This window comes from Pseudomonas sp. MAG002Y (assembly GCF_019400845.1).
Classification (GTDB): domain Bacteria; phylum Pseudomonadota; class Gammaproteobacteria; order Pseudomonadales; family Pseudomonadaceae; genus Chryseomonas; species Chryseomonas luteola.
The window spans coordinates 411,775-424,905 of the sequence record NZ_WOEJ01000002.1 but is presented as its reverse complement, the minus strand read 5'-3'; the positions used below and the strand labels follow the sequence as shown (position 1 = coordinate 424,905).

Sequence of the window (13,131 nt, the reverse complement as noted above, 5' to 3'; positions counted from 1 at the left end):
TTTGAGACCGTTTCGTTGAACATCACGAATTCAGTGAATTTCTGGGCAACGGCATGCTCAAAGAAATGACCGGTCATCAACGACCTTATAGGAGAATCATATGTACAAGAAGACACTCGCCGTTGTTGCTCTCGCTGCCGTGGCCGCTGGTTGTAGCTCCGTCAAGGAAAACGTCGATACGGCCAAGGATCGTATTGAATACCGTGAACAACCACTGGTTCGCGACGTGAAGACAGGCATGACCAAAGAGCAGGTGCTGCAGATTGGTGGTACCCCATCCACCCAATACACACGCAAGGTCAAACCAGGCTCCTGCAATAACTACGTACTCAACAGAGACGGCAAAGAGCAGGTGTATTCGGTAGGCTTTGACAGCGCAGGTCGCGTCGATAGCAAAGGTTTCGAAACATGCGAATCGGCCGATCATTATTGATTAGCCGCTCTACGCTTTCGGTAACGACCGCTTCCGGTCGTGTCATATCTGATACGACCGGATTGCATGCATGAACAGCACGACATTTCGTTTCTACGCACGCCTCAATAACTTTTTGCCTCCAGCTCGCCGCCAACGCAGCTTTACGCTTGGCTGCCACCCGAATTCCACCGTCAAACACATGATCGAGGCATTGGGCGTTCCGCATCCAGAAGTCGAGTTCATTCTGGTCAATGGTAAATCCGTAGGGTTTGACTATCTGATACAACAGGATGATCGGATAGCAGTCTACCCGCCCTTTTATCGGCTAGAAGTAGAAGATGCTGTCCCCTTGCGCGATCGGCTAACGGCGTTTCGCTTCATTGCCGATGCCCATATGGGCGCGCTAGCGCGGCTGTTACGACTGGCTGGATTCGATACGCTGTATTATCCGGCCATTCATGACAATGAAATTGCCAATTACTGTGCGCGAGAACCTTATATTGTCCTGACCCGGGACCGCGAACTGCTCAAGCGAAGCCAGATTGTCTACGGCTGCTACGTCCGATCAAACAAGCCTGAGGCACAGCTGCGCGAAGTATTCGAGCGCTACAACCTGGCTGACCATGCTGCGCCCTTCAGCCGGTGCCTGGTCTGTAACGATACCCTTCATTCCGTCGATAAGAGTGTCGTCCTCGATAGCCTGCCGCCACTCGTGCGGGAGCGTCATGATTATTTTTTGAAATGCTCGGGCTGTGATCGTGTCTATTGGGAAGGCACCCACTGGGAGAACCTGCAAGCCCAGCTGAAAAGCCTGCTTAATCCAACGTTCGATACCTGATCAAGGAATCCTCATGCGCCTGTTAACCCTTCTGGCTGCCGGCCTGTTTGCACTCGCGTCCAAGCCCGGACATGCCGATGATTGGAAAACAGCCTGGACAGCCCCCTTGCAGGCAGCCTACCCCAACGGTTCGCCCATCGCCCAGCCAAAGCTGGAAGGTATTGTTTCGGCTAGTGGGGCTCAGGATCAAAGTATCCGGCAGATCATTCGGCCTAGTGTATGGGGAAGCCAGGCACGCCTGCGATTCTCGAATACCTTTGGCAGCAGGCCCATTACCTTGCGCAGTGTCTATATCGGGCAACCTTTAGGGGGTGCAGCTCTGGTACCGGGCAGTAATCGCCCGGTCAGCTTTGACGGCCAGAGCGAAATTCAGCTTCAACCTGGTGAGACTCGCTGGACGGATCCGGTCCCGCTACCTAAAGCACCTTCCCACACCCTGGCGGTAAGCTTTCATTTCGCTGGGAACAGCGGCCCGCTGAGCTGGCATGCTGCAGCGCTCGCAACCTCCTATTTCAGTGTTCGCGGCACCGACCACGCCGCCGAGGAGCAGGAAAGCGCCTGGCCCTTTACTACGACCTCGACGTTCCTGCTCGACGCGGTTGATATCCAGGCACCAGACGTTGCGCGAGTCATCGTAGCCTTGGGCGATTCCATTACCGACGGTACCGGCTCAACACCCAATGGATATGACAGCTGGCCAGACATCCTGAATCGTCGCCTCGCCCAGTTGGCACCGGGACACTACTCGGTAGTGAACGCTGGCATTTCTGGCAACGAGGTCGCAGGCCCTCTGAATGAAAGCACCGGGCAAGGCTACGGTGGCGGTCCATCTATCATGGATCGTCTGGAACGGGATGTATTAAGCCTTTCTGGTGTAACAGACGTTATCTGGATGGAAGGTATCAATGATTTTTCACCGGGTACTGGTGCGTCCGTCGAGGTCGTCGAGACAGCCATGCGCAATGCGATTGAACGTATGCGCAAAGCGTTGCCCGGTGTACGCCTTCACGGCGCGACCCTGACCAGCAGCCTGGCGGCCAATCCTGCAGACCCGGCCTTTCAGGAGCAGGATCAGAAACGTATGGCACTTAATCGCTTCATAAAGGAAAGCGGTCTGTTTGACTCGATCATTGACTTTGATGCGGCCACGCTCGATCCCACTACGGGCGGCCTGCGTGCAGAGTTCATTCCCAGCAGCGCAGGCGGCCCTGGCGATGGACTGCATCCAAACCGGGCAGGTTATGTGGCGATGGCAAATGCTATTGATCCAAAGATCTTTGGGCTGCACGCAAACAAATGACGCCTTCTTGAACCGTGAAAGCGCAAGCCAAGACATACCCTTTGTCGTGCGCTTTCCTCTTTGAACAAATGCGGAGTAGAATCGGGAGATTCCCTCGCCATTATCCCCGGCGGGTCTGTGAGCCCAAGCCAGTCACGCGGAGATCCCGCGCTATCCGACCGGCCCAGAGTACGGCACTCGGTCCACTTCCGTTTGCTTTGCGCTCCATCCGCGCTCACGATAGCCCTGAGCCTATTCAATGCTCGCGTGCCCTAAGCCTCCACTGCTACCTTTACAGCTATACGGTGGATACGCCGCAGTGTTTGAACAGATTACCGTGATAAGCAAAGCCGCCCCGGAGAGCAGCCTCCATGCCTGATTACCGCTCGAAAACCTCCACCCACGGCCGCAATATGGCTGGTGCCCGCGCACTTTGGCGTGCCACCGGCATGAAGGACGAAGACTTCAAGAAGCCGATCATTGCGATAGCCAACTCCTTTACCCAGTTCGTGCCAGGTCATGTTCACCTAAAGGACCTGGGCCAGCTGGTCGCCCGCGAGATAGAAAAAGCCGGTGGCGTTGCAAAGGAATTCAACACTATCGCTGTGGATGACGGCATCGCCATGGGCCACGATGGCATGCTCTATTCCCTGCCGTCTCGTGAGATCATCGCTGATGCCGTGGAGTACATGGTCAATGCTCACTGCGCCGACGCGCTGGTATGCATTTCCAACTGCGACAAGATCACCCCCGGCATGCTGATGGCGGCCCTGCGCCTGAACATTCCGGTCGTATTCGTCTCCGGCGGCCCCATGGAAGCCGGCAAGACCAAGCTGGCCAGCCACGGCCTGGATTTGGTCGACGCTATGGTCATCGCCGCGGATAGCACCGCCTCTGATGAAAAAGTAGCCGAGTATGAGCGCAGCGCTTGCCCAACCTGCGGCTCTTGCTCCGGCATGTTTACGGCCAACTCCATGAACTGTCTGACCGAGGCCCTGGGCCTGGCACTGCCGGGTAATGGCTCGCTGCTGGCAACCCATGCCGACCGCAAGGAGCTATTCCTGCAAGCCGGCCGTACGGCGGTCGAGCTGTGCAAGCGCTACTATCAGGAGAACGATGCCTCTGTACTGCCACGAAACATTGCGTCTTACAAGGCCTTTGAAAACGCAATGACGCTGGATATCGCGATGGGTGGCTCCACGAATACCATCCTCCACCTCCTGGCGGCGGCTCAGGAAGCCGAGGTCGACTTTGATCTGCGCGCTATTGACGCCCTGTCCCGTAAAGTACCCCAGCTGTGCAAGGTGGCGCCGAACATCCAGAAATACCATATGGAAGATGTTCACCGTGCCGGCGGGATCATGAGCATTTTGGGTGCACTGGCTCGCGGCGGTTTGCTCAATACGGATCTGCCAACCGTGCACAGCAGAACCCTGGGCGAAGCCATCGAGAAGTGGGACATCACGCTTACTCAGGACGAAGCGGTCAAGACCTTTTTCCGCGCAGGTCCGGCCGGTATCCCCACGCAGGAAGCCTTCAGTCAGGCGACTCGCTGGGACACCCTGGATGACGACCGCGCCGAAGGCTGCATCCGTAGCGTCGAGCATGCCTACTCTCAGGAAGGCGGTCTTGCCGTGCTATACGGCAATATCGCGCTGGACGGTTGCGTGGTGAAAACGGCGGGCGTGGATGAATCCATCCATGTTTTCGAAGGCTCGGCAAAGATTTTCGAAAGTCAGGATGCCGCGGTGAAGGGCATCCTGAACGACGAAGTGAAAGCCGGCGATATCGTTATCATCCGCTACGAAGGTCCCAAGGGCGGCCCGGGCATGCAGGAAATGCTCTACCCCACCAGCTACCTGAAGTCCAAGGGACTGGGCAAGCAGTGCGCCCTGCTCACCGACGGCCGTTTCTCGGGCGGCACGTCAGGACTTTCCATCGGCCATGCTTCGCCAGAAGCGGCGGCTGGTGGTGCGATCGGCTTGGTGAAAGACGGCGACAAGGTTCTGATCGATATCCCCAATCGCAGCATCAACCTACTGGTTAGCGATGAGGAGTTGTCTCACCGCCGCATCGAACAGGACAAAAAGGGTTGGAAGCCTGCCACGCCACGTGCGCGCCGCGTGAGCACAGCGCTCAAGGCGTATGCCCTCTTGGCCACCAGTGCCGACAAGGGTGCCGTCCGTAACAAGGCGATGCTGGAAGACTGATCTGGGATCGTGTTGAGCACGCCGCCTTCGGGCGGCGTTTTTGTGTCTGTTCCACAAAAGCGCAGCCTCTCCACTGGTCTGGTTGGGACTCTCTTACTCTTGGCAAAAAGCCTGTTTCAGGCAAGATGGCGTCGCCTGTAGAACGTCTCCTTTTCTGCTCGATGATAGCCCTCCGACAGCATGGTAAATCGTTACCCTCGTATTTCATGGATGATTATGAATTGAGCCATTGCCCAGAGCGACTACGCTTTCTATAGAGTCCTGTTTTAGACGCACCGCTGCTGTGCCGCGCCCGCAAGACGTGGCAGATCAATCGATAGTTGGAAACTTCGAGTGAACGATATGCCGGACACCAATGCCGAGCCCAGGGTAAAAAAGGATGTCAACACCGCCCCCTCGCCTTCCTCCTCCGCTGCAGAACTTGAGGCACGCCTGCAGTTCGCGCTCGATGTAGCGGATCTGGGTGAATGGGAACTGGATGTCGCTAGCGGAACGCTGACCTGTCTATTAAGAAACGGACCGGATTTCGGTACGTCCATACAGCCGGACACATGGGCGCTCGAGGAGTTTTTCGAGCGTATCCACACGGATGACCAGAGGCGTGTACGCCGCGTCATCGAAACGGCAGCGAAACGTGCCGAGCATTGGCATTTCGACTGCAGGTTGCTGCTATCAGACGGCCGCACTCGCTGGATCAGCGTCAAAGGCAAGGTGCTAAGCGACGTTGACAGCCTCCGGCTACGGGGCATTGCGTCAGATATCAGTGATCTGAAACGCACCGAGGCCCTGGCCAACGGTCAGCAGCAGGCACTGGCACAGGCCGTCGCGGGAGCCCCGCTCAAGCAGATTCTCGATACCCTGACCCGCTCTGCGGAAGAGCAGGCAGGTGGCAACATCTGGGCATCGGTCATGCTCATGGACACCGATGGCCTGCACCTGCGCTTTGGCTCGGCCCCCTCGCTCCCCCAATCGTTCAATCAGGCCGTAGAACGCATACCCATTGGCCCCCTCGCCGGCTCCTGTGGAGCGGCCGCGTATACCGGCACCTCGACTATCGTCAGCGATATAGAAAACGATCCGCGCTGGGTTGAAGCCAAGTCTGTGGTGCTTGGTTATGGTTTCCGCGCCTGCTGGTCTCACCCGATCCTGTCATCCTCTGGAAGAATATTGGGCACCCTGGCCTATTATTGCAGGGAGGCGCGCGAGCCGAGCGATTCGGAGCAGGAGTCCATGCGCCTGCTGGTCAATACTGCGGCGCTGGTTATCGAGCGCGACCGGGAAACCACGGAGCGCAAAGCGGCAGAGTTGGCGCTTCAAGCCAGCGAGCAGCGCTTTCGCTCACTGGTAAATGCTACAGGTGCCATCGTGTGGACGGCTTCGCCTACCCTGGAAATTGTTTCTCCTCAGCCGGACTGGTGTGCCTTTACCGGCCAAACTCAGGAGGAAATGCAGGGGTTTGGCTGGATGAACGTGGTTCACCCGGACGATCAGGAGCCCACCGCTGCGCTGGGAGCCAAAATGCTGCAAGACCGCCAGCCGGTATATGCCCAGTACCGGCTGCGCCGGGCCGATGGTCAATATCGCCATGTCAGTGGTTATGCCGTTCCCATTCTTGATACGGAAGGTCAGCTTATCGAATGGGCAGGCAGCTATACGGATGTCACCGAGCAGAAGCTGGCCGAAAGTCGCCTGCACCAGCTGGCCAACCATGACATGCTGACAGGACTGCCCAATCGGGCGTACCTGAACGAGCACTTGCAGGCTCTGATCAATTTCACGCCGCTTAACAGCTGCCTTGCCATCATGCTGATCGACCTGGACCGCTTCAAGCAGGTCAACGACTCGATGGGACATGATGCCGGCGACACAATGCTGCGCGAAGTGGCGCAGCGATTGAGGGCAGCGGTACCTCAGGGTGATCTGGTGGCGCGCCTGGGTGGCGATGAGTTTGTCGTGGTCGCCCACACCCCGGAAGGTGAAATCTCCGTTCAAGCGGTGGCTGACGCCATCATCCGAGCGGTTGCGGCTCCGATCGAAATCAATGGCAGCCGTGTTTTTTCCGGTGCGTCGGTAGGGATAGGACTCTACCCTGAGCACGGCCATACCAAGGAACAACTGGTCCAGCATGCAGATATTGCGATGTATCGTGCCAAGGCGGCAGGAGGCCATTGTTGCCGCATCTTCTCAGAAGAAATGAGTGTCGAAGCCAAAAACCGCATGGTGCTGGAAACGGCGTTGTACCACGCCTTGGAGCAGAATCAGTTTTCGCTTTACTACCAGCCGCGTATTCGGCTGCCTGAGGGCACTCCCCAGGGCGTTGAGGTCTTGATCCGCTGGCATCACCCGGAGCGGGGTTGGATTTCGCCTGTGGATTTCATTCCGATTGCCGAAGAGATTGGCATGATAGACGAGCTGGGACTGTGGGTTCTGCAAAAGGCCTGTCAGGACATTCACGACCTGTCCAGTCGACTTGGGCAGTCGCTGGAACTGTCCGTGAACCTGTCACCCCACCAGCTCAAGTCACCACATTTGAAGGACAGGATAGAAGCGATTCTGCACACGACCAAACTGAGACCCTGTCACCTGGAACTCGAGTTGACCGAGGGGGCTTTCATTGAAGACATGGACGCCTCCAATCAGGCGCTCAGAGCGCTGAAAGCTTTGGGTGTCAAACTGGCAGTAGACGACCTGGGAACCCGCTACTCCGGCCTGTCCTATCTTAGGCGTTTTCCTATTGATACCGTCAAACTCGACCGCACGCTTATTACCCATCCCGCCGAAGGGTTGGACCGCTACGTGTTCATCAAGGCCATTACCGACATGGCCCATGCCTTGAACCTTGTTGTCGTGGCGGAAGGTGTGGAAGACGAAGAGACGCTCGAACTGCTCAAGCGCGCGAGTTGCGACGAGGCGCAGGGGTATTTTCTGGCCGAGCCACTGCCTCTGGAAGGCTTGTTCGATTTTCTGTCAGAGCGCAGCACTCCCTGGTCTAACCTTCACGGTTTTCTTCAGTAACCGTTTAGATGACCCGACCTGCAAGGTGCTAGAGTGGCATGCAGGTACGTTAGAGGGGATTGCTATGAAGTGGGCAATTCTGGCGGTTGCGGTCTCAAGCTTGGGCGGCGTCACCCATACCCAGGCAGACACCATACTCAAATGCGTCGACAAGGCAGGCCAGATCACGTTTACACAAGGCCATTGCCCATCTGATCAATCCCTGGCCGACCGTATCGAAGTTGATAACCCTCCACCAAGAGGCAGTGGCCCGGTCACCCGTATGGCCGACCCGACGCCACCACCGGTAGTGGAAAAGCCCAGCATCAAGCCTCGAGACGAGACGTCTCAGTCAAGCACTCGTACACCATCAGACGCTGATCGTTACTACGATCTCGACGATGATGACTATGATGTCCCGCCACCGATCCGGCAGGACCGCTACTATCCCTATCCAGAGCCCTATTACGATTATGGTGGACACCGTCCGCCCTGGCATCATTATCCCAGGCCAACCCCACCAACGCCCCAGCCAGCCCCCGAGCCCGCACCGCGCCCCAGCGTAACAGAGCGTGGACGCGCCGCGATCGAGCAGAAAAAGGCGCAGGTAGAAGCACAGAAAGCCGAGCGCAGGCGTCTGCTGGATCAGCGCTAGGACTCATCCTTGGCGCTATTCCAACCCGTCTAGCCTTCCCGGCAGTCTTCCCGGCTGTTGGTTTTAAGCAGGCGATACAGGTAAACAAGCACAATCACTGCCAGAACTATTTTGGAGGCCGGATCCAAAAGCGTCGCGACACGCTCGTATTCGGCATTCAGCAGGTAACCCGCCAGTGTCAGCACCGTTGTCCAGATCAGAGAACCCGCCAGGGTATATCCGGCGAAGCGACGAAACGGCATATGGGCAATACCGGCCGGTACAGAAATCAGGGTACGGATTGCCGGTACCAGGCGGCCAAAGAAGACAGCCTTACTGCCATGCGACCTGAACCAGAGAGAGGCCTCACTGACGTCCTTGGCCGAAAGAGTCAGCCAGCGCCCGTAACGCTGCGCCAGCTTGCGCATGCGCGCCTCTCCCCATACCGCACCAGCGTAATACCACGGTAGCGCGCCCAGAAAGGACCCCAGCGTTCCCGCCAGCACCACGCCGATGAAATTCAGCTCCCCTCTCGCCGCTAGAAACCCTGCCAGCGGCATAATGACCTCCGATGGAATAGGCGGAAACACGTTTTCCAGAAACATGAGCAAAAGAATGCCCAGGTAACCCCCCTGTTGAATCAACCCTGTAATCGCGTCAAACACGCAAAAGCCCTCGGTAAAAGAAGAAGGTATGGGCAACCTGGCTGCTGGATCTGCATGGCATGACTGCTGAAGTGCTTGCCATGAAGCCCGGCGGGATTGGAGTAGTGAATGCCAAGCGCCTGCCATCAGAACAAGGCCTAAGACCCTGGATACTGGTAAAGTTAGGCCGTGGGACTTTCGTCTTTATTACTGAACGTTAACGCCATGCCCAAGGCGCATGGCAGCAGCCTGTCCTATCGCCCGTCTCTTTTATGGGATGAAGACTGTGCGGCGCAGCACCGGAACAGTACACTTGCCGCCTTTTGCGGAACCGCTACATGAGCCAGCCGGACGCCTCTCCCTCCCGCCATGAACTGGTCTACGGTCTCGACGATCGGCCTCGCCTGCCTATCGCTCTGCTCGCTGCGTTGCAGCATCTGCTGGCGATCATCGTGCCTATCGTCACTCCAGGCCTTCTAATCTGCCAGGCACTGGGTGTCTCACCACGGGATACCAACCTGATCGTGTCCATGTCCCTGGTGATTTCAGGCATTGCCACGTTCATCCAGTGTCGCCGTTTCGGCCCGTTCGGGGCAGGGCTACTAATCGTTCAGGGTACCAGCTTCAACTTTGTCGGCCCCTTGATCGCTGGCGGCGCGCTGATGGTTAAGCAAGGTACGCCGGTCGAAGCCGTAATGGCTGCCATTTTTGGCGTGGTCATGGCAGGCTCTTTCGTCGAAATGGGTATTTCCCGAATACTGCCTTTCGTTAAGCGCCTGATTACTCCGCTGGTAACCGGCATCGTGGTGCTGATGATCGGTCTTACCTTGATCAAGGTCGGACTCATCAGTATGGGCGGCGGCTTCTCAGCCATGAGCCAGGGTACCTTTGCCAACGGCGAGAATCTGCTGCTGTCCGGTGTGGTGCTGGCAATCATCGTCGTGCTCAACCGCGTTCGCGTGGTATGGGTACGTAGCGCGGCCATCGTCATTGCGCTCCTGGTCGGCTACGGCCTGGCGGCCTATCTAGGACGTCTGGACTTTACCGGCATGCATGAAGCTCCTCTGTTCCAAGTGCCGGTTCCCCTGCATTTTGGGCTGGGTTTTTCCTGGGCACTGTTCGTTCCCATGCTGGTGATCTATCTCGTCACCTCCCTGGAAGCCATCGGTGACGTGACCGCAACCAGTAAAGTGTCCCGCCAGCCGGTAGAGGGTCCGGTCTGGATGGCTCGGATCAAGGGCGGTGTACTGGTCAATGGAGCCAATTCCTTGCTGGCCGGACTGTTCAACAGCTTTCCCAGCTCAATCTTTGCGCAAAACAACGGCGTAATCCAACTGACGGGTATCGCCAGCCGCCACGTCGGGCTGTGGATTGCCGTCTTTCTCGTTCTGCTCGGCCTGTTTCCAGCAGTTGCTGGCATTATTCAGGCCGTACCAGAGCCAGTATTGGGTGGCGCCGCACTGGTGATGTTTGGCGCCGTTGCAGCTTCGGGGATCAACATTCTGGCCGGCATTCAGTTGGACCGCCGTGCCCTGTTGATTATTGCCGTTTCCCTGGCACTGGGTCTGGGTGTGTCCCAGGTCCCTGAGTTTCTCGCCCACATGCCAGCAGCGCTACGTGATGTGCTGAATTCAGGTGTGGCCACAGGAGGGCTTTGCGCTCTGATCATGAACTGGTTCCTGCCAGACAGCACCACAGACATAGCACAGGAATAAAGGGCGCTTGTGATCGACGCCTGTACTGGGCGTCGATCACACTCATTCAACCCTTACACACTTTATCGGTCAAAGGTTATACAGACCCAGCCTGTGTACGGGAGAACCATGCCTGCCTCCAACCATCCGATTTTTCGCATTGGCGTTATCGCCGATACGCACAATCTCCTGCGTCCCGGCGCATTGAGTGCACTTGAAGGGAGCGACCATATCATCCATGCCGGTGATATCGGCAAGCCCGAAATCCTTGAGCGACTTCGGGAAATAGCTCCCCTTACCGTCGTCCGCGGCAATAACGACACGGACGACTGGGCCCAGACCCTACCTGAAACAGCTACGCTTCGTTTTGGCGAGGTCGACCTCTACGTGATCCACATCCTCCAGGATCTGGTGATTGATCCGGCGGCCGAAGGTATTCGCGTCGTAATCTGCGGGCATTCACATAAGCCAAAACGGGAGGAGCGCGAGGGCGTACTCTACTTCAACCCAGGCAGCCCTGGCCCTCGCCGCTTCAAGCTGCCTGTCTCTCTGGGACGCCTGACCATACAGGGTACTGAGGTCAACGCCGAACTCATTACCCTGGAAGTCTAGTCAGGGCCTTCACAGCGAAGGTCTGGCCAGCGGCGCCGGGCTGCGATGACGCTGCCCGGCACAGGCAAAGTAGATCACCCCACCAAGTGCCGAACCGGTAAACCAGCCGTAATCGTAAAACCAGGTCATGACACCCGTTGTCAACGCCATGAGCGTCAGCACGACAGGAATACCGAACGCAACGAAACCCGCCACGTTGTAGGCTGGGTAATAGTCGTCACGGTATAACCCGGCCAGATCAAGCTGCTGCTTTTTCACGATGAAATAGTCCACCACCATGATGCCGGCGATGGGCCCCAGAAGACTGGAGTACCCCAGCAGCCAGTTCGAATACACGCTCTCCAAGCTGACATCCGAGACAATCCAGCCTAGTTTCTTGAGCAGTTCATGGGCCATCAGCGCCAGGCCCACCAACCCAGTTATCAATACGGCTCGGGTCCGATTGATGAGCCGGGGCGCAAGATTCTGGAAATCATTCGTGGGCGAAACGATATTGGCAGCTGTATTGGTCGACAGCGTCGCAACTACGATCAAGGCCATGGCCAAGGCGACCCAAACAGGGCTCTGGATATGACCGATAAGCGAAACCGGATCAGACACCGTCTCGCCCACCAGGGCCGCCGAAGCGGCCGTCATTACCACGCCCAGGGAGGCAAACAGGAACATGGTGACCGGCAGGCCAATTACCTGCCCTATGATCTGATCCTTCTGGCTTCTGGCATAGCGACTGAAGTCTGGAATGTTCAGCGAGAGAGTCGCCCAGAAACCCACCATGGCAGTCAGGCCTGCCAGAAAATACTTGGTCACCCCCTCGCCTTCCGGTCGTTTGGCTGGCTGGGACAGGAGCTCCGTCATCGACACATGGGGCATCGCCCACATCAGAAGACCGACCCCGACAAGTAACAGGAGCGGTGCAGACAAGGTCTCCAGCCACTTGATCGACTCGGCGCCTCGAATGACCACCCAAAGATTGGCCGTCCAGAACACCATGAAGCCAATGACCTCACCCGTACTGCCCAAGGCCTTCCAGCCCTCGAAAAGTGACCCGAGAAACAGGTGAATCGCCAAACCGCCAAACATCGTCTGGATGCCAAACCAACCGCAGGCCACGACTGCTCGAATCAGGCAGGGCACGTTCGAGCCCAGAATACCAAAGGAGCTGCGCAGGAGGACCGGAAAAGGAATCCCGTACTTGGTGCCTGGAAATGCATTCAATGTCAGGGGAATCAGCACGATCAGGTTGGCCAGCAGAATGGTAGCCAGCGCCTCGCCCACTGATAATCCAAAGTAAGCCGTCAGTACGCCACCCAGGGTGTACGTGGGTACGCAGATGGCCATGCCCACCCACAGCGCTGCGATATGCCACTTATTCCAGGAACGCTCCGCTACCTGAGTAGGCGCCATGTCGTGGTTATAACGTGGGCTGTCCAGAACATCCGGGCCGGCATGAAGCTCATGAAGACCATCGCGCACAATCACTTCGGATCTGTTGTATGGCATGGCATGCTCTCCCTGTTTTCTCTCATAGGGGTGAGTAGGTCCTGCTAGCAGGCTGATCGCCCTTTCTCTCAATAAGCGTGCCGGAACCGTGATCGAAAACAGTCAGGGGAGCGGGCCTTGCGCTAAGTCCTTGATATCACACCTGGAATATTGGTTTGCCTAGCAAGGCAATGGCAGCTGATCACCGAAGCGAAGCGTCCTAACAGCGTTGTCAGGAATCAAACTGGTGCAGAAAAAAGGCAGTGTGATCGCTTGCAAGCGTTGCAAAAGCAACCAACTCATTGATTAAGTTCAGAAAAGCCAAGCCATAG

Annotated in this window: 10 protein-coding genes; 8 read left to right on the top strand and 2 right to left on the bottom strand. The window is 57.1% G+C overall.

The window, feature by feature from the left end; genetic code table 11:
• Positions 1–100 precede the first annotated feature (100 nt).
• The 6 genes from osmE (at position 101) to GM154_RS04840 (ending at position 8,391) form a co-directional block, all read left to right on the top strand.
• Positions 101–433 (top strand): osmotically-inducible lipoprotein OsmE, encoded by a 333-nt coding sequence (gene osmE, locus GM154_RS04865; protein WP_074822447.1) that lies wholly within the window; start codon positions 101–103, stop codon positions 431–433.
• Between the two features lie 70 nt (positions 434–503).
• Positions 504–1,253 (top strand): Mut7-C ubiquitin/RNAse domain-containing protein, encoded by a 750-nt coding sequence (locus GM154_RS04860; protein ID WP_219651152.1) that lies wholly within the window; start codon positions 504–506, stop codon positions 1,251–1,253.
• Positions 1,254–1,266: 13 nt separating this feature from the next.
• Positions 1,267–2,553 (top strand): GDSL-type esterase/lipase family protein, encoded by a 1,287-nt coding sequence (locus GM154_RS04855; RefSeq protein WP_219651151.1) that lies wholly within the window; start codon positions 1,267–1,269, stop codon positions 2,551–2,553.
• Positions 2,554–2,903: 350 nt separating this feature from the next.
• Positions 2,904–4,742: a dihydroxy-acid dehydratase gene (ilvD, locus tag GM154_RS04850; protein WP_125887418.1), complete on the top strand. Its 1,839-nt coding sequence runs from the start codon at positions 2,904–2,906 to the stop codon at positions 4,740–4,742.
• 342 nt (positions 4,743–5,084) lie between these two features.
• On the top strand, positions 5,085–7,757 hold the full coding sequence (locus GM154_RS04845) for an EAL domain-containing protein (protein ID WP_258019729.1): 2,673 nt from the start codon (positions 5,085–5,087) through the stop codon (positions 7,755–7,757).
• A gap of 64 nt (positions 7,758–7,821) precedes the next feature.
• The gene (locus GM154_RS04840) at positions 7,822–8,391 is read left to right on the top strand and encodes a hypothetical protein (protein ID WP_219651149.1); all 570 of its coding nucleotides are present in this window, start codon (positions 7,822–7,824) and stop codon (positions 8,389–8,391) included.
• A gap of 29 nt (positions 8,392–8,420) precedes the next feature.
• Here the strand turns inward: GM154_RS04840 and GM154_RS04835 are convergent, their stop codons facing one another.
• Positions 8,421–9,035, bottom strand: coding sequence for a DedA family protein (locus GM154_RS04835; protein ID WP_010795566.1), 615 nt, complete (start codon positions 9,033–9,035; stop codon positions 8,421–8,423).
• A gap of 317 nt (positions 9,036–9,352) precedes the next feature.
• Between GM154_RS04835 and GM154_RS04830 the strand changes: the two genes are divergently transcribed.
• Both GM154_RS04830 and GM154_RS04825 read left to right on the top strand, forming a co-directional pair.
• Positions 9,353–10,729 (top strand): nucleobase:cation symporter-2 family protein, encoded by a 1,377-nt coding sequence (locus GM154_RS04830; RefSeq protein WP_010795568.1) that lies wholly within the window; start codon positions 9,353–9,355, stop codon positions 10,727–10,729.
• Positions 10,730–10,837: 108 nt separating this feature from the next.
• Positions 10,838–11,320 (top strand): metallophosphoesterase family protein, encoded by a 483-nt coding sequence (locus GM154_RS04825; RefSeq protein ID WP_010795569.1) that lies wholly within the window; start codon positions 10,838–10,840, stop codon positions 11,318–11,320.
• A gap of 9 nt (positions 11,321–11,329) precedes the next feature.
• Here the strand turns inward: GM154_RS04825 and GM154_RS04820 are convergent, their stop codons facing one another.
• Complete coding sequence (locus GM154_RS04820) at positions 11,330–12,820, bottom strand: NCS1 family nucleobase:cation symporter-1 (RefSeq protein ID WP_074822429.1); 1,491 nt, start codon at positions 12,818–12,820, stop codon at positions 11,330–11,332.
• Positions 12,821–13,131 lie beyond the last annotated feature (311 nt).